Genomic DNA, 19,721 nt, shown 5'->3' on the forward strand with positions numbered 1-19,721 from the left:
ATTACCAATGTTGACTAAAGAAATTTATGCCATGATGTCTGCTTCGGCGTACGATGAGCGCAGATCACTAAACGATGACAACGTTGGGCCATATGTAGAAGTTCTTAATGACTTGGGGTGGAACAAGTATCGCAACCTAGATGATGACTCAAACGGAGCAACATTTTCGGGAACCCGCAACAGCGGCATGCAGGCTGATGTTTGGGAAAGTGGAAACGAAATCGTTGTTGCATTCCGCGGGACAGAGACATCACGTGGGAATTCGTCAAGTGATTTTAGAAACCCTGACGGGCTAAAGGATAAGAGCACGCTTTCCGACTGGTCCACGGCCCCAAAATTCATCGCGCAGATTCCTGTAGGCGATGAAGACCTGTCTGTCTCGATTGCGGATCAAGCATTAGATGCAATTGAACTCGTACAATCCATTATTGATGAAAACCCTGGTGTTCAGATCACGCTAACAGGGCACTCGTTGGGTGGGGTGCTATCCGCATTCGTATCAACATATTTTTATCTTACGCAGGGTATTTCGCTATCCGCTACGTTGATTGATCCCGCGCCGTTCGGCAGCGAGTACCTTTTGGCCTTATCTGCTATGGGCTTTGATCTTTCCAATGTTCCAGATTTTAATAATGAAGTGGATGCCGATGTTCTAGAGCGCCAGTTCTATCAACAACAAGCGGATCTAGCTGAAGACTTTTTGATATACTCAAATCTCATTAGCTATCACTACATAGAGGATAGTGTAACCTCGAATCCTTGGTATTTGACAATCCCACCTTCAGGTAGACCCTCAGGTATTGAATTCACTAATGCGGGTGGGGCCACAGATGTTTTCCTGCACTCTCAACATTTACATGTTTTAGTTGCAAGTGATGAGCGAAGAGACAAGCTCCTAATGTTGGAGGAGAAAGTCCCTAATCTTCTGAATCTCTTAGAAAATGGAGATATTACAGGCCTTCTTGGTGCCGTTGACATAAATGATGATGGTTTAAAGTCAGATTACAGTTATGATGTCCTGTTTTCTATTCTTTCAGTAGAACCTGATCTTTTTGATGAATTCATCCTAGTTATGACAACAGTCGCCGACTCCGGCGGTTTTGTTTCAAACAATGGCGCCGATTGGAATTTTCTGCTTCAGAGCACATCAGACGTCTATGACACTTCAAATGAGATTTACGATGTTGCGCATGAAGTGGGAACAACCGTAGATGCACTCTTCTACAATATTGGTTTGCAGGGCATACGCGAATTTGCCAGGGGCTCCTCTACCTATTACGAGGGAGGAGTAGAGTTCTCCGCCGACGAGCATTTTTGGGGCGACGTCGCTGCTACAGGTGTAGTCGCCACTCGATTTGATCTTTTTACCCCACCACAGAGCGAAAAGGAAAACAGAAGTGTTTATGGCTCAACCCAAGTAAAAGAGTTGTTTGGGTATTTGGCGTTTGATGGGAACGACCTTGCAGCTCTGCAATACTTCTCATCTGAGAACATTGACGATGGGGTTATCGTTTCCGGCGTTATGGCGGAAGCCAACGATGGGCAAGATACTGTTTTCGAAGAGACCCAACTTGTAGATCAGGCTCCAGGCGGAGAGCATAACTTTGTCTTTTTCGGAGGTGAAGGCTCCGATACGTTTAACCTCACTTTAGCTGGTCACAGTTATGTGTGGGGCAATTGGGATGGTGAATTCCCGAACGGGGACCATGCCAGTTTTAGTGGTGTCGATATATCCAGTGGAGACGCGGGAGTTACACTGGAATATCAGCCTACCCAGTCCACACAAGACTTCGATCTAAATGGCTGGAAAGCTTATTTAGGAGAAGCCAGTAACCCATCTAAGTCCGCTTTGATTTTTGACGTCGAGCAGTTCACGCTGACAAACGGAAATGATGAGGTCATCGTACACGGAGATGTAAACGCCGAAACGCCTGAGCATATGCCCATGACGATCAAAGGTCTGGACGGTGATGACATACTAAGAACAGGGTCTGGCCACGACGAAATCCATGGCGGCTTGGGTGATGACATCATCACCGGGGGTTCTGGCGCTGACTTTATTTATGATCGCGGCGCCGATGACGACATCCGAGAAGGAGAGTCTTTAGACCAGTACGTCAACCGTCTTCTCGCCTATGATGGTGAGGGTAACGATGAAATCCGTGCCGGCGACGGCTCTGATGTGCTGGTTTATTCCGGCGGTACAGACACATACTACGGTGGCAATGGCAACGACACTTATATGGCGACGGAACGTGCCGCCATCAGCACTGCAGAAAACGACAAGGCGACCATTGTTCTTGGCGATGAAGGGACTGATTTTGGCCACGACCTGATCCTTGGCGATGGCCAATGGATTGATAAAGTTCAGTTTCAGGGTGTGAACCTTGCGGATGTCACCATCAACTATGACTTTGAAGAGACCTTTATCGGCAGCGATATCTTTGATTTCGATCCGCATTTCCTGGACTGGTGGGCCTTTGGTGCGAACCCTCAAACCCTTGATCACTATGTCACCGTCGGCACGATCGAAATTATCGTAAATGAGACGTCCAGCCTGACCATCGAACACGTGGTGGGCTATCACACAAAGGGAGACAATGGCGGGAGCATTACTATTGCACCTGCTATCATTGTGCCTTTTGCGGTGGAATTCGAAGATGGCTTTATGGACTGGCCAAATGCTGTTGCAGATGCCAGCACCGGCAATCTGACATTCAAAGACAGCGAGTTGAGCGACACCGCCTTTGCGGCGCGTGGCGCGATGGATGAAGAACGCTCCGTTCCAACCGAGACCATCGAAGGCGATCAGATGGTCAGCAACGAGATCTATGGATCCATTGAGGCCGAACAGATTGTTGGTGGTAATCTGGATGACAGTCTCTTCGGAGGCGGTGCCGCAGATATTCTGATTGGAGGCGTCGGTGCCGATCATATGGATGGAGGTTCCGGAATTGATACGGCCTCGTACGCAAATGCGACATCAGGAGTTCAAGTTGGGCTTTCCAGTGGCTCTTTCTCTACTCAGACCGGAGATGCTGCAGGGGACACATTCGCGTCTGTAGAGAACCTGACAGGTTCTGATTTTGACGATGTCCTAGGTGGCGATGATCAAGACAATGTCCTGCGCGGTGGTCTGGGTAACGATTCCCTTAGCGCTATGGGTGAAAGCAGCAATGAACTCTATGGCGAAGAAGGAAATGACGAGCTGCGCACCAGCTTCGGTAACAACCTCCTGGACGGGGGAACTGGAGATGACACGCTCGAAGCCTGGACGGGATATGACCACCTGCTTGGAGGAGAAGGTGACGATCTTCTGATCAACAAGGGCTATGTCTGGCTGCAGGTCATACCTGGTCAGGGAACCGTCAGCACTTACGAATCTGGAAACGGTATTTACGACGGTGGCGCGGGCATAGATACGTTTGAGACGCAGTCCAGCATGGATGCGGTTATCGATCTGGAGGCTGGGCAAGCGATTTGGGCGGAGTCCGGTGACAGCGTCAAACTCATTTCAATCGAAAACGTCAATGCGTACAGAGGAAATGACATCATCTATGGCAATGATGTCGACAACGTCCTGAATGCGGGCGAAGGCGACGACGTCGTTTATGGTGGAGACGGGAACGACACGCTTCTTGGTGGCAGCGGCAACGATCGTCTGTTTGGTGGAACAGGTATAGATACCGCCAAGATCAATGGGGCGAGCACGACTGCGACTTATGATGTTGTGGATGGCGGAATACGTATCACCATTGATACCGCACATCCGGATTACGTATGGCCAATGGATTCAGGTACTTTCGTTGTCTACGACGACGTGGAGTTTATCGAGTTCAACGACGCGACCCTCACTTACTCGGAGATCGCTGGACCTCTTCAAACCGAGTTTGAAGTTATCGACGACTATTTCCGTGTTGATGAAGGTGGCTCATCCGTTGTTGATCTGACAGACAATGATCTTGAGTTGAATGGAGATCCGATTTCCGTTCTGTCCGTGCTCGGCACGACAATGACAGTTGGAACGATGATCCGGCTGGATTCCGGGGCTACGCTGACAATGCTGTCAGATGGAACGCTGGAGTTCGACCAGGGCGGCGCTTACGCCTGGTTGGAGCCCGGCCAGACCGCGACTGAGACCGTGACCTATACAGCTACAGACTCCTCGGGCGTCCCGAAGACGGGCTCGGTTACGCTGGTTGTCGACGGGGTAGAGAGCAATCCGGATGCGGTTCATCTGGAGCGAAATGCGATTGTGACCAGCCCCGATCCGGACAAGGCCTCGAAAACCAATATCTCGAACTTCAACATCGCGTCGTCGGTAATCGTGATTGATGAAGTCTATGTGGACCCAAACAATCCACCGGCAGGCGTAACCATCGAAGAAATCAGTGGCGATACCTATGTCTTGTTTGGAGGCGACGATGCAATCGTACTTGAAGACATATCGTTTGATGCCTGGAAGTTCGCTGCGGCGAACCTGACGCTCAATGCGACCGATCAAGATGATGTGCTCGTTGGCGACGCGGGTAACGACAGTCTGAGTGGCCTCAAAGGGGATGACTATCTGCTTGGTGGCGCCGGAGATGACTACCTCTACGGGAACGATGGGAACGATGAACTTCTCGGAGGAACCGGTGAGGACGCGCTTCGCGGTGGTGATGGAGACGATATTCTTAACGGCGGAGATGGTGACGATGAGCTACAAGGGGGTCTTGGCCAGGACACTTATGATGGCGGCGACGGGATTGATATGGTCAATCTCTACAGTGACTACGATAGCTCTGCCGGAGAACAGGGCGCTTATGTCGATCTGAACGCCGGTATCATCGAGTGGAAGAACAACCAGGGCGGTTTGGAAACTCTGACCAATGTTGAAAATATCATTGGTACGGATGGGTCCGATACCATTATTGGAGACGATCAGGACAACTATCTTGACGCTGGCGCAGGTGATAATCAGCTGGTTTCGGGCGGTAGCGGCAACGACGTTCTAAGAAGCGGTGGCAATGGTTCTGAACTCCTTGGTGAGGCCGGTGATGACGAGTTGCGCGGAAATGCGCTCAGTCAAGTCCTGAACGGCGGAGTCGGGGATGATCGGCTGGAAGGTCAAGGTGGTGACGATACCTATGTAATCAACCTCGGCGACGGAAATGACTGGATAAAAGAGGGGTTCGGCGACAGTTTTGGTGACCGTATTCTTTTCGGACCAGGCATCACGTCAAATATGATCAGCTTGTCAGTATCCGATGAAGATGGCGATGGTTACGACAATATCGTTTTGTCCATTGCCGGGACTACTCAAACGGTTACTCTTGAAGATGTCTTCTTTGCCAACTCCACCTACAATCAAGCGATAGAAATCCTTGAATTTGCTGATGGAACCGAGATTGATCTGGGTGAGCTCTATTCGAGCATGCAATATCCAGGCACCTCTGGAAATGACAGCTATGTCGGCACTGGCCTGAGTGAAGTGATGAATGGCCTGGAGGGTGATGACACTCTCTCTGGAGGCGGGGGCAACGACCGTCTGCATGGCGATGCGGGGAACGACGTTCTGAACGGCGGTGACGGAGATGATGATCATTATGGCGGTGATGGAGATGATCTGCTGATTGCCAACATTGGTGCGGATACATTTGATGGCGGCGCCGGGATTGACACAATTGATTTCACCTACACGTCTAACGACGTAGCCCTCGACCTTACTGGAGGCATCGCGACGTTTGAGAATGGCGATGTCGAAACCATGATCAATATCGAGAACGTGGTCGCCGGTTCTGGCGACAACGTGATCACCGGCTCAGGCGAGGCTAATATTATTGATGGTGGAGCGGGTAACGACAGCATTACGACAGGTGCAGGTCAGGACACGGTGCGGATCGAGGCCGGTGATGGCATTGATACTATAACCGACTTCGACGTTAACAATGATCAAATCGAGATTAATGGAGTTCTCATTAATCCAAACAGTGTTCCGGTAGATATCACAATCGTTCAGGCTGGCGCAGATACGTCGATCTCGTACGGCAGTGGTGACACGCTGACACTGACCGGCGTCGACCTTGTGGCTTGGCAAGGCGCGACAACGATCCCAAATACTGCGCCCAACTCCACGGATGACACGGCCGCTGTCAGTGAAGACGGCACCGTTCTGATTGACGTCCTAGCCAATGACAGTGATCCGGATGGAGACACGTTGGCCATTACAGATGTCACCGGAGCGACAAACGGGACAGCCACCATCGAAGCGGGCCAAATACGTTACACGCCCAATGCAGGTTTCACGGGTGATGAGACGCTCACCTATACCGTTGATGACGGGAATGGTGGAACAGATACAGCAACTGTGACGATTTCAGTCAGCGCTACTCCAGGGCCTATCGGCGATCAGGTGGGTACATCGGGTGCCGATGTCTATTTCCATACTATGGGGAATGGATCCTATACGATCTCGGACGAGAGCGGTTTCGCGAATGTAAAAGACAAGCTGAAGTTCACGGATGTAAACGTTGGAGACGTCACCTTCTCGCAGAATACCGGCGATGATTTGGTGATAACGCTCAACAATGGCGAGACGATCACCATCAAAGACCACTTCCTGAATAGCCAGTGGGATATGGAACAGGTCGAGTTCGCTGATGGCACCGTTCTGGAAGTTCAGGATATCCGGGATAAGACCGTTGCAGACGCCAAAGCCAGTAGCTTGGTTACAGGTTCCGTGCTTCAGGAGAACTATGTCCATGCTTTGGGTGATGGCTCTTACACGATCTCGGACGAGAGTGGATACAGCGGTGTGAAAGACAAACTGACGTTCGCGGATGTGAATGCGGATGATGTCACCTTCTCGCAGAATGCCGACAATGATCTGGTGATTACTCTCAGTAATGGCGAAGCCATTACCATCAAGGATCACTTCCTGAATAGCCAGTGGGATATGGAACAGGTCGAGTTCGCTGATGGCACCGTTCTGGAAGTTCAGGATATCCGGGACAAGACTGTTGCAGATGCCAAGCCCAGCGGTTTGGTAGTAGGATCCACGCTGCAGGAGAACTATGTTCATACACTGGGCGACGGCTCCTATGTGATCTCGGATGAAAGTGGCTATAGCAGCATCAATGACAAGCTGCAGTTCGCGGATGTGAACGTTGGCGATGTCACCTTCTCGCAAAATGCCGGAAATGATCTGGTGATCACACTCAGCAACGGCGAGAGCATTACGGTCCAGAACCACTTCCTGAATAGCGAGTGGGATATGGAACTGTTCGAGTTTGCCGATGGGACTGTGCTGGACGCGCAAGCGATCGTAATGCTTGTTGCGACTGGGAACGTAACGCCAACCGCTACAGATGATACAGTGAGCCTCGTCGAAAACGGCACTGCTCTGATTGACGTTCTGGCCAACGACAGTGATCCGGACGGAGATGCATTAACGATAGTAAATGTCACCGGTGCATCAAGCGGTACGGCGACCATCGAAAACGGGCAGATTCGTTACACGCCAAATGCAGGTTTTTCAGGTAGTGAGACCTTGACCTACACGATTGATGACGGAAATGGCGGGACCGCTACGGCAACCGTGAGTATTACCGTCACCGCAGCAAACGCCGCACCGACTCCCACGGATGACACGGCCACCGTCAATGAAAATGACACCGTTTTGGTTGACGTTCTGGCCAATGATAGTGATCCCAATGGGGACACGCTGACAATCAGCGCGGTATCCGGTGCATCGAACGGAACGGCAATCATTGAAAACGGACAGATCCGCTACACGCCAAATGCCGGATTTTCAGGTGCTGAAACTTTGACCTATACCGTTGATGACGGAAAAGGTGGAACCGATACAGCAACCGTGACGATTACGGTCAGCCCGGCTCAAACACCTGGCGTCGATCAGGTGGGTACGACAGGTGCGGATATCTACACTCATGCCCTTGGAGACGGCTCGTACACTATAACTGATGTCAGCAGTGGCAGCGCATTGGACAAGCTGATCTTCACGGATGTGAATGCCGGCGACGTGACCTTCTCGCAAAACTCGAGCGATGATCTGATCATCACGCTCAGCAATGGTGAGACGGTGACCATCAAAGACCATTTCTACAGCAGCAAATATGATCTGGAGCTGATTGAGTTTGCGGATGGCACCGTTCTGGACGCTCAGGCGATCCGGGATAAATCGGTGGCCGATCAGAAAGCGTCCGGCACAGTGACGGGATCTTATTATACCGAAAACTACAGCCATGCGCTGGGAGATGGTTCTTATACGATCTCTGATGTTAGCAGTGGTAGTGCATTGGATAAGCTGAAGTTCACGGATGTGAATGCAGGCGATGTGACCTTCTCGCAGAATTCCGGTGACGATCTGATCATCACGCTAAGCAACGGCGAGACGGTGACCATCAGGGATCATTTCTACAGCAGCAAATACGACCTCGAACTGATCGAATTCGCCGATGGCACTGTTCTGGATGCACAGGCGATCCGGGATAAATCGGTGGCTGACCAGAAAGCGTCCGGCACAGTAAAGGGGTCGTACTATACTGAAAACTACAGCCATGCGCTGGGAGATGGTTCTTATACGATCTCTGATGTTAGCAGTGGTAGTGCATTGGATAAGCTGAAGTTCACGGATGTGAATGCAGGCGATGTGACCTTCTCGCAGAATTCCGGTGACGATCTGATCATCACGCTTAGCAATGGCGAGGCAGTGACCATCAGGGATCATTTCTACAGCAGCAAGTACGATCTCGAACTGATCGAATTCGCCGATGGCACTGTTCTGGATGCACAGGCGATCCGGGATAAAACTTTGACGGGCGGCACTGGCGATGACACGATCATCGGCTTCTCATCAGATGACACACTTAACGGTGGTGCAGGGAATGATACCCTGACCGGTGGGTCAGGATCGGATGAGTTCGTGTTCAATTCGAACTTCGGTAACGACATCATCACGGATTTTTCCGATGGAGCCGATATGATCCGGGTAGGCATCCCGGGCGTTGGATTTGATGATCTTGTCATCACTCAGAGTGGAACGGATGCGGAGATCGACATTGCCGGGCATGGTAAGATCACGCTGGAAGATTTTGATAGTACGCTGCTGAACACAGATGACTTTTTGATCTGACAATTGGTACGTAAGGCTCTACTGTCTCAAGCCCTTTCTCGATCTCGCGCTTCGGTGGGATCGAGTACAACCCTATGAGCCCGGTGTACCTTTCGGATGAATGGCGTTCGAGCGTTCGAATTCGGTCAGAGACTAGGGGCATAAATCTATTGAGGTCAACTACATAGCCATGTAAGGTGAGTTGTGCGCTGAAGGCACGTGAGGCAAGCTGTGTGCTGCGTAATACGCGCACCAACTTGGAAAGGGTCTGCAACCCGTTTCATCCCGCTGAAGAATGGTGTTGTTGGATCAGGCCAACATCAACGCATTAAGGGTCAGGCCGAACCACACCAGTCGAAATTCTTGGACCGTTTGGCCAATCCCTCTCTGATCAATTGATCGCCGACATTGACGCCATCCGCCTGTAAAACGCCACAGTAACGTCCGTACCCGCACGATTTTCCACTGAGCTGCAGGTCGATGTTGTCGGCCATTCTTAGGATGTCGCGGAGGCGTTCGCTTGCCGCCTTTCCGAGTTGTGCCTCTCGGGCGCAGCCAGGGCGATAGGTCTCCGGGGTGTCAAACCCGCTGCCATCATCCAGGGTGAGCCGGACGTTGCTTTCGAGCCCCGCGTCAACCGTGTCACCGTCAATGACACGCACTTGGACATCTTCTGGTGGCGTGCAAGCCAGAAGCAATATGGTCATCAGCGATAGGAGTGATGGTCTCAGTCTAAGCACGCCCGTTTCCTCTTTGTGTCTCGATGGCGCGTATCGGATAACAGAGACCTAAGCGATGGAAACCGCGTTGCAAAGTCTGCCGCGAGACACACAACAAGGCGGCGACATAGGCGCATGGATATCCGGTTTCACCCATCCAACAATAGGCTTCCCGGATAGTATCTTCATCCAACTGGGCAGGTCGCCCCAATCGGACACCGCGCTGACGGGCAGCCTGCATGCCTTCCTTGGTTCGGCGGGATATGATCCGTCGTTCGAAATTCGCAAAAGCTGCCACAAGCGTATAGAACAGTTCACCTTCGGCTGTCGTAGTGTCGATGGGCAGAGATAGAATGCGGAAGAAGACCTGTCGGTCCCGAAGATCGTCCGCCGTCAGCATCGCATCGATAGACGAGCGAAACGCCCGATCCAGATCCAGCACCACCAATGTGTCTCGTGGGCGCAGATCTCGCATGAGGGCATCAAAGACAGGCCGTTCCGCTGCAACAGCCGACACGTATTCGATCCGAACCTCATCACATTCGTCATCGAGATGCATTTGCTGCCGGTCGGTCAACTGGGACGCCGTCGAGACGCGGATGTAACCGATCCGGCGTGGGTCTGCGCGAAAAGGATCCTTTCCGAGCAGCGGTTGATCTGGTGTCGCGAGTGGATAGTCCGGCCTGCAAGACACCGATTTTCTTTGATTAACCTTTACGCCTGTAGGGTCTTTCAGTAAAGCGCGCCCATGTCCAAAAACCATGGATTATGAACAGCATAGTAACATGGTGTACTGCAATGGCAGTAGGAGCGCTTACGGCACTTCATCCACAAGAAATCCGGGCGAACGGGTTCACCGGAACGGATTTCGCTCAATGGGATGAAAGCGCACAGAACAGCTATATCCAGACCTCGGTAACCATGGCGGGCGTGGTTCTGACACAGATTGCACCAGAGAAGTCCGGCTGCATTGATGATTGGTATCTGGGAGATGGACAAAAGGCAGCCCGCAATGCGCAAATCCGGGAGACTATCGCGCAATATGGCAGCTACCATCCCAGCGGAACCATTTTGGCAGTACTGCAGGAGGCATGCGGCACGCTGAACTGAAGATCAGCCACCGAGTTTCGGAAGGCCAATGCTCTGTGACGGGGTATCTGGTGCGGAGGCGGTCATCTCAGGCATTTGATCCTGCACGATCTGAGGCATCTTTGATTGAATATCGTCTTCAATACTGTCCAAACCTTCGAGCGAGGGCGGATCATCGGGATCGGTGATCCGGTCGCGCGAAGGTCCGAGGACATCGTTCTGATAGCGGGTTACATCGTCCAATGTTGTCCGCAGGTCTTCTAGGCGTTGCTTCGCAGCCTGAACATCCTCAAAGCTGGGTTCATTCCCTGTCCAAATAATCGTAGCGACGAGGTGATCTTCCACGACTGATCCATCCTCGCGTCTGACAACACCATTCGCATCGCGGAACACCCGAGTTCCATCCGGAAGGCGTGCCGCCCTGTCCATTATGTTGTCCAATTCGGCCTGAGCGGCGATGATTTTACTGTTCAATTGATCGATAGCAGCCTCGGTTGCACGCTCCGCATCTGATAGCGCATGCAACACACTATCGTATTTGGCGCGGTAAATCGGGTCATTCAGCACTTGCGCCAGTCGGGTCAAAGCCCGCTCTGCATCCCGTTCTCTCTTCTTGGCGGCGTCTGAGCCCGGTCCATCCCTCAAAAAGCGCGCTCGGCGCCCTGTTTCGCGGCCTGCAATCTCATTCTGAAGGTCGTCAAACTCTCGACGCTGAACGCCTAGTAACTCTTTCTGATCACGTGTTATTTCCACATGAATATTGTACCAGAAAGTCCGGTCTGAGGGCAAATTTCAGCGCATCTGTGCCGTAGGACCGGCTTCGAACGAGGATCTAAGCTGTGGCGATGAACCTCCGTCAAACAAAATGCGTTTTACTTGCATTGGCGTCCGACTCCGCTAGAATTTATGCGGTTAGTCTTTGAGCACGACAACAGTAAAGGTTTGGAGGACCAGAATGAATTTTAGGTGTGGGGACTGCTGATGGGACAAGCAGCCCCTGTTGCGGACGACCCGAATAATTTAAGAAATCTAATTTCGAACGCTCTGAGAAAGTACGTGCACTGCTCCAAGAAGCAATTTAGAGGTGCGGCACTTTCAGAGGAGGAATGCGCAGACCTTTACTCTTCTCGCCTGCTCGTTCCTGTTTGGGAGGAGTTGAAGGGCGATGTAAACATTCAGCTACATCGTCTAGGATACTCCGATCCAGAGTTCGACTTAGATAATGGCTGGGTTAGAATTACTGTTGGGGAACGCTCCCTTTACTACCCCTTTACTCTTGCCATGCATCCTCCACCAGCGGAAGTTTTGAAGGACTTAGCAGAGGCTGCGCAAAGCTATCGAATGTACGAGAACAGTCTAATCTGTTTGTCTGGTAGCGCACCTTTAGGCGGAGTTGTAAGCACAATTGGCGATCTGGATTTGTTCGAATATGTAGAGCCGGAAACGGTTGAATCTGCTTTACAACAGAAGGAGCCTAAGTATCGCGAAGAGAATGTGGTGTGCTTAAAGACTAAAATAGCGACAACGAATGAGAGTTGGCCTGACGATTTTCCGGTCACTTCCAACTCAAGTAAAATACATCACAATAAAATGAGAAGGTATGCAGCAAAATACCTCGATAACTTCAATTTCTGCAAAATTGATATGGTGGGTGAATTCGGTCCCTTATGGGGTGAGGTCACAAACATCATTTATAAGTCTAGCAGTCGAAATGCCAACGATGGCTTCCCGACTCACACATTCCAGGAGATAACTGTAGACCGCGAACCTCTTGAAAATGCGGGTTCGCTGAAGAATTTTGGCAAATACTGTTACTTCTTGAGGGACTTCATTGAGAGTGTCGGAAATCAGCTAGCCTACGCGAAACAGCACCCAGACACTAAGGCAGCAGTAGACGATAGATTAAACTTTGATGCCGTAAAGGCTGCCAAACGCGCTATAAACCTCTGCTCAGTATTGAGTTTGGATTCTGAGTCTTTTGCAGTCGTTGCAAACTCTGATGTTGGGAAACGGTATGTGGCTAGTCAGTTGCTTACTACATTGACTGGTATGATCAGCAACTCATCGACTTCTAGCAACGCAAAAAGCGCGAAAAAAGCTATTTCGAAAATTTTGAATGACTTGGATGATAGTTCGGACGATCCCAATATTTTTGACATCAGGGAAATTTCGGCATCTCTGCTCGGCCTCGTGACCGAAATGGATCTAATGTGCTTTCCAAGTTCCGTTGATCTGGAAGGAGTATTCGATGAAGAAGCCTAAAGTACTCACACGCCAAGAAGCTATCCGTGAATTGAGAAACAGGCATGGCCTAGATTACCTAAGCGCCAACAACATCATACATGGAAGGCCCGAAATATCTGAATTAGATCTAAAGGCGATAACTCAAAAAATCTCCGAGACCACAAAGATCCCATTGAAGAAACCTCGCATTAAAAAAATTGGAACTAGGCACCATAGCTCTGGCAGGGTCTCGAAACCTAACCGCCTTTATACCGAAACCAAAAATTACATTATGACCCTCGATTGGGACTAACTATGACCAAGTCTTTTTCGAAGCTTCATGGTGATATTTTAGGCGCGGTCGAGGAATGTCTGTATCGTTCATGGTTAAAGCCTGACTCTCCTGACTATCTCGCTGCCGACGACCACTATGAGATCAATAGCGCATTTAAATTCTTATCGAAAAACCGGGCTGATTCCGTAAATGGGTTTTTAACAAGAGCGTCTACCGGAAAATATCACGGTCTCATCGCTGGTAGTGGGCCTAACGTGACTGACCGCGAAACAAGAATTTCTCAGATAATATCTTCTTATCTCAAATTGTCAGCACCTTTAATTTCGTCTAAACGTCAAGCATCGTCAGGTGCAAACAACGACAAAGGCGAGAATGAGGCTGGAGGAGACTTCAGCTTGGTTAGTTCTGTTGCTCATTTTGCCTCGCCACTAGCTGTCGCGCAAAGGATCTTGACAGATCCGATTGCAATCGAAACTGAAGAGATTTCAAGGTTTTTTGGCAAACTCAAGCTCCTCGCTGACTATGGTGTAGAAGTAGACCTACAACAGGCTGTGGGACGATCGAGTGAGAGCAAAGCCGAAGATCGAAAAATCAAATTTTCTGACCTAGACAATTTCTACAAGACACTCCAACGCTTCGTAGCGGGGCGCGATCCATATTCCAAGGTTACGGACAATAAAACAAAGTTCTTGCTAAGTTATTCGGCATCTTTGGGTTTTTTAACTCTCCGATTGCCGATTGGAGCGTTAAAAGTGAAATCCACTGAAGTCGAAATGGTGCGAGAAAACGCTCATAGTATGGACGAGTTTTTTATCACTGATGATTTTCCTGCCTTTCGTAAGCGACTTTCAGATGAGGTGGAGTACACTAAAAGTAAATCTTACGAGGCTCTCCCGACTCTAGCCGAACTTTCCAATCGCGTCTTTGGAATACCAATAGCTCTATCTGGTTTTACTGACTTGCTCCGAGGTGGGCTAAAGCAGGGCGCAGGAGAAGGTACTGTGTCACTTATTCGGGGTGGTGCTGGTACAGGAAAGACTTCACTGGCGATATCAGTTCAAAGAGCCGTCGAGGCGCTCGGCATACCTTCAGTCTTCGTTACAAGCGAGGAGACTTTGTCAGCGATTGAGGCACGTAGGGAAAGCGTTCTAAGTTTATCGCAGAAATCTCACTCGCAATTCCTAAGTGGTCCCAAGATACATAAGTTGTTGCGTGCTCCTTCGGGGAAGTTGCAAGAACCAGCCGAAAATAATTTTGAAGACCAAACTAAAGATCAGAATCCGCTTTTTGAAGTTTTGGACGGAATAATAGATGGGATTTCTGAAACTGAGGATTGGCCCAACGCGGCATCGGTGTTTTCCAAGCTCTTTGTTGTATTTGATGGCGTACACAACTTCCTACGTGACGATCAGTCGAAGGATGACTACGATATTCTGAAGCGGTTTGTAGAAAAATGCCGTGAAACAGGCGTGCAGGTTTTGTTGACCTCGTCTAAAGACTGGATGCTAGACGAAGGCTTTGAGTATCTAGTTGATAACTACTTCTTAGTTGAATCCAAGATTTCAGAGGAACCGGTTCCATTTTCTGAACGAAAATTCGAGGTCGTCAAAACCCGTCATCAAGGGAGTATGGTAGGTAAGCATAGGATGACAATTGGTGATGAAGGTGATCTGCGCTTCCAACCAAACTTTTCGGAACTGCTGAAATCTCAGGCTCGGCGATCACTTTCAGAGCCCGACAATAGCGATTTCTCGTATCCTTTCCGGGATGTTAATGCTGATAGGTATTTTACTAAGAAGCCCTCTATAAACAGCTTGCAGAACCTGCGCCATTACAAAAATTGTTCTACTTTGCTTTATGGCGTCGGCAGCGCCAGTAAGACCGACTTGGCATTGCGAATGTTGGCAAACCCGACTGTGGTTGGAAAGCCTAAGTCTCGAAAGCTGTTGGTTGTAAGCTTTCTTTCGTCTAGCAAATACTATGATGCGTGTGCGAAGCGGCACGTGAAGTACTTAACTGACCATGGATTCGAAGGCTGGGATTTGCAAGTAGATTGCTTGTACTTCTCACCCGGAATGATTTCCGCTGAAGAGGTTTATTTCGCTATTTCATCTCGTATCGACAATAGTGAAACCACGTTGAACTCCTTTGATGGAATTCTGCTCGACGGCGTACACAACGTGTACGTTCAATTTCCGCGACTAATGGGAAAGCCGGAACTTTGGACGGCATTGACTGGCATGTTTCGTAGGTGTTCTGTTGATTTTGTGGTGACGTATTCTGACTTTGATATTTCTCCGGCGGCTATGCTGGATTCTGGTGCATTCAGCAGTGAACGAGCTACACCCTTGATGGTCTCGCTGACCCAAACTCTAGACTACGGATACAATTTGGTTCCCCGATATCTGGCGGAACGCGAAAGGAAGAAGCGTAAGGGTGAACAGGGTGCCTTCATATATACACCCGGATCATTTGAACTGTCGTGTTTTATCGCACATGGTCAACAGGTATCCGGTGAAGAATTCTTAATTTGGGATAAAGAAGCGAAGACACTCAAGACCACTGAGGACATCTAGGTTGAAGTTCATAGATTTGTTTTGCGGTCTTGGAGGGGCTAGCTATGGTGCCACTTCTCTAGGCCTTGAGCCTGTATTGCTGGTGGACTACGATCCAGATGTTATCGCGAGCCTGCACCGAGATCTTGCTGAACACTTCGTTCGGTCTGACTTGAGAGAGCTAAGTGACGACATTCTACAAGTGATGCAAGAAGCTCAGGTCCTTCTTTGCAGTCCGCCATGCCAGAGTTACTCAAGGTTAAAAACAAAAAACTCGACGGCTATTGTCGCTGATGACGATAAGAAATACGCGTCGGTTATTTGTCGAGCGATTGAGAATTCCGACTTTGACACCATTTTGATCGAGAATGTACCCACATTCCTGGAGAGCGGGCAAGGAACAGCAATAATTGACGCGCTATTAAGAAAGGGCCTTTATGTTTGTGCTGGCGTTTACGATGCTGTTAGCTTTGGAGTTCCTCAGCGTCGCAAACGATCTGTAATTTTAGCGTCCAAGAAGTCCAATAAAATCGCTGCAGTCTCTGGTGTTGCATGTGTGCGAGATGCTTTCGAAGGTTTACCTCGATTGAACACTTCTGATGAACTTCACTATAGTCGCAGCCGTCACTCAAAGGTGGTTCAAGAGCGCATTGCAAGTATTCCGAAGGATGGAGGTTCGAGAAGTTCACTACCTCCACACCTCGTGCTTGAGTGTCACAAAAACACGAGCGGATATCGAGACATCTATGGGAGGATGTCTTGGGAGAAACCTTCGCCAACAATAACTAGTGGATGTACCAACCCTTCAAAAGGGCGATTTCTTCACCCGCAGGAAGATAGGGCGATTACACTAAGAGAGGCGGCACGGCTACAAACTCTTCCTGATTCCGTAACACTTGGAGGAGGTGTTTCTCTGGGGAAAAAGGCCCAAATGATAGGTAACGCATTTCCAAGTAGGATGGTCGCAAAAATCTTGGAGCAAGTTCTGTAGACACGCAAGAACAGGCTAGGCTTTTGCAACTTTCCGATATTCAGGTCCGAAAATCAGTTCACCCATAAAAAGACCGGTACGCTCAAAGTCAAAGCCCGCTGGTAGTTTTCCCATTGTCACATGAGGCAGATATCCTGAGAAATCCCATGATGCACCGCTATGCACCAGCTCGGCCCATCGCTCTTGCAGCACCGAGCTTTGGAACGTCAAGACAAGAACATTGCCGTCCAAAACCTTTATCCCCCTTTCTCCTTCCGACACTACCAGTTCATCATTGTGAGGCTGGAATACATCCTGCTCCCAATCAACCTTGGCACGAGAATAAGCAATCGTCGCGTGCGGGTTCTGAAAAACTGTATTGGGGGCAAGTGTGGCTGTTGCCCAGCTTAAGAATTCGGCTGTGTTCTTCAGCGGCCTTCCTATCTGTAAGGAATTTAAATTCAATGGTTTTTCCCCAAAACGCTGCCGCCTCTTAGTGTAGGCCCCTTAAATTTAGTTCTAGTTTTAGATTCTTTCTCGAAAGTGGCGTTCAGTCAAGGTGGCTGGATCAGCCCTTGATACGCACACGCCGCCAACTGGTTTTCAGGAGTACCTTTTTGAGTTTCGGGTTTCGATCGACCACTAGTGGTAACTTACGAAGGGTTGGGATTAGGTCATACGCTCGTATGAGTGGGTTGCTTTCAGCTACTCCGCATGTTCATGTTATGTTCTTGTTTATTAACCCATAATGGCAAAGGAGATTTTATGAATGCCGACAAAAGAAAGACAAGTATTAGTACGCCAGTGCCGGGCCTGAAGCGCCCGTTTATGTTGGCCTACACGGTCAAGCCGATTGATGATGGCAGGAACTCCGTTTGGAGCAAGATCGGCGCGGCCTGGGCGCACAAGGATGGCCAGGGCTACGAGGTGCGCATGGATGCGCATCCGGTAGACGGTCGAATTGTTCTGCGGACGATCCGGGACAGTGGTGATGATCAGACCGGTGAGTTGTTCGAGAAGACACCAGAATAGATGAAACAGGTTTACTGCGTAGGGAAAGGGCGATCCGGTTGGGTCGCCTTTTCTTTTTGCGCCCCGGCTGTGCCGGGCGGGCTCGCGTGAACCAAGCCCGCGAACGGTCTTGGCCCTTCGGCTTTGATCCCTGGCGCGGCTTAGGGCTGCCGCCCTCGGCGCGTTGCAGAAAAAACAGACCGAAGAGGCTCTTTCGTTGTCGGTTCCTCCTCCTTCCATGACGCGCATTCCGAAAACCGCTCCCGGCTTTTCGGAATGCGCTCAGGTGGCCCCTCCAACAACGAAGAGACCCTTTCGTCGATTTTTCCTTCCACTTGCACACCTGCTTCTCGGCGAAAGCCAAGGGTTGCATGCGCAACCCCTGATCCAAGGAAGGAAAGAAAGATGTTTAGAAACCAGATTATTGAAGGAGATTCAGCCCGAGTTTTGAAAGATGTTCCCGCAGGCTCGCTTGATCTTGTCGTGACCGATCCCCCGTATCTCGTGAACTACCGCGACCGTGACGGGCGGAGCCTCAGGAATGACAACAACGCAGATGGCGTTATACCCGTCTTTGCCCCGATGGCGCGGGCGATGAAGCAAAACAGTTATGCCGTATGTTTCGCGGGCTGGTCAGCCTTACCGCAATTTACAGCGGCTTGGGAGGCGGCAGGTCTAAGGATCGTCAGCCAGATCATCTGGCAAAAGCGCTATGCGTCCCGGAAAAGCTTCACAGAATACCGCCACGAAAGCGCGTTTGTTCTGGCGAAGGGCAACCCAGCCAAACCAGCACGTCCGCTGCCGAGTGTTATGGATTGGGTTTATTCCGGCAATCGGCGACACCCCACGGAAAAAGCTGTTGAAATCATCGCGCCATTGATCAGGTGTTTTTCAAAGCCCGGCGATTTGGTCTGCGATCCGTTCAGTGGTTCCGGCAGCACCTCGGTTGCGGCGGCTTTGAACGGGCGCGCCTATCTCGGCATCGACATTGACGCGCAGCACATCGCAACCGCAAAAGCGCGGCTGGCAGGTGTCGCCCGGTTCCAAGCCCAAGCAGATGGGAGGGCAGCGGCATGACCAACGATACCTACCAACTCGGGTTTGATGCGCTCTTGCTTGACGCCGACAGGGACAACGCAGCGCGTGTTTTTAACCGTGAAACCGCGCATCTCCCAAGCGACTGGGGCGCGGCGCTGGCTTGCCATCATCGGCAGATTGCCGACCATCACACCGCCTTGTTGAGCAATGACTTTGACGCGGCAATGGCAATCCGCAAAGATGCATACTTGCTTGCCCGGAAACTCAATGGCGGCAAAGTGGGTATTCTCGCCAGTGACGATGCGCCGGGATGTAAATTGGATGTCCAAGCGCGTGCCGCAGACGGAGGTATACCATTGTGGGGGCAGAGCGGTACTTTCGAAGTCACTGCTGCTGGTCTGACCGCACTGGTCGAGATGGGTGGCATGTTCGGCATTGGCGCAACCGCGATGCCGTATCTCGGATTTTCGGTACGTGCCGTGGACACCCAAAAGCCGTTTCTGAGCGCAACCGGCTACCGCAGCTTTCTGGGCGTATCCGTTCTGCCGGAGATTGGCATGACACCAGACAGGTTTGTACAACGTGTCATTGAAGCTGACCCAGCCCCCTGAAATCAGGCCATTGAGGTGTTAGTAATCCGTCCAAGCAAAGGATGGACTATGAAACGCAGATTTAGCGACGAACAGATCATTGGAATGATCAAGGA

At 50.5% G+C, this 19,721-nt stretch carries 12 protein-coding genes; 8 read left to right on the top strand and 4 right to left on the bottom strand.

The features are described 5' to 3' along the window. Positions 1-7: 7 nt before the first annotated feature. On the top strand, positions 8-9,136 hold the full coding sequence (locus tag ACR0I7_RS12485) for an Ig-like domain-containing protein (RefSeq protein ID WP_480511474.1): 9,129 nt from the start codon (positions 8-10) through the stop codon (positions 9,134-9,136). A 314-nt stretch (positions 9,137-9,450) separates the two neighbouring features. Here the strand turns inward: ACR0I7_RS12485 and ACR0I7_RS12490 are convergent, their stop codons facing one another. After that, positions 9,451-9,822 carry a thermonuclease family protein gene (locus ACR0I7_RS12490; protein ID WP_480511476.1) on the bottom strand — a complete coding sequence of 124 codons (372 nt, stop codon included), beginning with the start codon at positions 9,820-9,822 and terminating at the stop codon, positions 9,451-9,453. 25 nt (positions 9,823-9,847) lie between these two features. After that, the gene (locus tag ACR0I7_RS12495) at positions 9,848-10,597 is read right to left on the bottom strand and encodes a recombinase family protein (protein ID WP_480511478.1); all 750 of its coding nucleotides are present in this window, start codon (positions 10,595-10,597) and stop codon (positions 9,848-9,850) included. 35 nt (positions 10,598-10,632) lie between these two features. Here ACR0I7_RS12495 and ACR0I7_RS12500 point away from each other — a divergent pair, with 35 nt between their 5' ends. Beyond that, positions 10,633-10,944 carry a hypothetical protein gene (locus ACR0I7_RS12500; RefSeq protein ID WP_480511480.1) on the top strand — a complete coding sequence of 104 codons (312 nt, stop codon included), beginning with the start codon at positions 10,633-10,635 and terminating at the stop codon, positions 10,942-10,944. A gap of 3 nt (positions 10,945-10,947) precedes the next feature. Here the strand turns inward: ACR0I7_RS12500 and ACR0I7_RS12505 are convergent, their stop codons facing one another. Further along, complete coding sequence (locus ACR0I7_RS12505) at positions 10,948-11,676, bottom strand: hypothetical protein (RefSeq protein ID WP_480511481.1); 729 nt, start codon at positions 11,674-11,676, stop codon at positions 10,948-10,950. A gap of 228 nt (positions 11,677-11,904) precedes the next feature. On the opposite strand from ACR0I7_RS12505, the gene ACR0I7_RS12510 reads away from it, so the two are divergent. The 3 genes from ACR0I7_RS12510 (at position 11,905) to ACR0I7_RS12520 (ending at position 16,987) form a co-directional block, all read left to right on the top strand. Beyond that, positions 11,905-13,185, top strand: a complete 1,281-nt coding sequence (locus tag ACR0I7_RS12510) for a hypothetical protein (RefSeq protein ID WP_480511483.1) — start codon at positions 11,905-11,907, stop codon at positions 13,183-13,185. 276 nt (positions 13,186-13,461) lie between these two features. Beyond that, a complete protein-coding gene (locus ACR0I7_RS12515) occupies positions 13,462-16,017 on the top strand; it encodes an RAD55 family ATPase (RefSeq protein ID WP_480511484.1) in 2,556 nt (851 codons plus the stop codon). A gap of 1 nt (position 16,018) precedes the next feature. Next, a complete protein-coding gene (locus ACR0I7_RS12520; protein WP_480511486.1) occupies positions 16,019-16,987 on the top strand; it encodes a DNA cytosine methyltransferase in 969 nt (322 codons plus the stop codon). Between the two features lie 15 nt (positions 16,988-17,002). On the opposite strand, the gene ACR0I7_RS12525 is transcribed toward ACR0I7_RS12520, so the two are convergent. Continuing rightward, positions 17,003-17,431, bottom strand: a complete 429-nt coding sequence (locus tag ACR0I7_RS12525) for a hypothetical protein (protein WP_480511488.1) — start codon at positions 17,429-17,431, stop codon at positions 17,003-17,005. A gap of 300 nt (positions 17,432-17,731) precedes the next feature. Here ACR0I7_RS12525 and ACR0I7_RS12530 point away from each other — a divergent pair, with 300 nt between their 5' ends. From ACR0I7_RS12530 to ACR0I7_RS12540, 3 genes are all read left to right on the top strand, one after another. Continuing rightward, positions 17,732-17,998: a hypothetical protein gene (locus ACR0I7_RS12530; RefSeq protein WP_480511490.1), complete on the top strand. Its 267-nt coding sequence runs from the start codon at positions 17,732-17,734 to the stop codon at positions 17,996-17,998. Positions 17,999-18,382: 384 nt separating this feature from the next. Further along, positions 18,383-19,054 carry a DNA methyltransferase gene (locus ACR0I7_RS12535; protein ID WP_480511492.1) on the top strand — a complete coding sequence of 224 codons (672 nt, stop codon included), beginning with the start codon at positions 18,383-18,385 and terminating at the stop codon, positions 19,052-19,054. After that, positions 19,051-19,626: a hypothetical protein gene (locus tag ACR0I7_RS12540; RefSeq protein WP_480511494.1), complete on the top strand. Its 576-nt coding sequence runs from the start codon at positions 19,051-19,053 to the stop codon at positions 19,624-19,626. Before ACR0I7_RS12535 ends, ACR0I7_RS12540 begins: the two co-directional genes overlap by 4 nt. Positions 19,627-19,721 lie beyond the last annotated feature (95 nt).

Source organism: Ruegeria sp. AM1 (genome assembly GCF_056540745.1).

Coding starts and splice junctions, on each gene's coding strand:
- ACR0I7_RS12485 (WP_480511474.1), top strand. CDS start 8: ATGTTGACTAAAGAAATTTATGCCATGATGTCTGCTTCGGCGTACGAT.
- ACR0I7_RS12490 (WP_480511476.1), bottom strand. CDS start 9,822: ATGACCATATTGCTTCTGGCTTGCACGCCACCAGAAGATGTCCAAGTG.
- ACR0I7_RS12495 (WP_480511478.1), bottom strand. CDS start 10,597: ATGGTTTTTGGACATGGGCGCGCTTTACTGAAAGACCCTACAGGCGTA.
- ACR0I7_RS12500 (WP_480511480.1), top strand. CDS start 10,633: ATGGCAGTAGGAGCGCTTACGGCACTTCATCCACAAGAAATCCGGGCG.
- ACR0I7_RS12510 (WP_480511483.1), top strand. CDS start 11,905: ATGGGACAAGCAGCCCCTGTTGCGGACGACCCGAATAATTTAAGAAAT.
- ACR0I7_RS12515 (WP_480511484.1), top strand. CDS start 13,462: ATGACCAAGTCTTTTTCGAAGCTTCATGGTGATATTTTAGGCGCGGTC.
- ACR0I7_RS12530 (WP_480511490.1), top strand. CDS start 17,732: ATGAATGCCGACAAAAGAAAGACAAGTATTAGTACGCCAGTGCCGGGC.
- ACR0I7_RS12535 (WP_480511492.1), top strand. CDS start 18,383: ATGTTTAGAAACCAGATTATTGAAGGAGATTCAGCCCGAGTTTTGAAA.
- ACR0I7_RS12540 (WP_480511494.1), top strand. CDS start 19,051: ATGACCAACGATACCTACCAACTCGGGTTTGATGCGCTCTTGCTTGAC.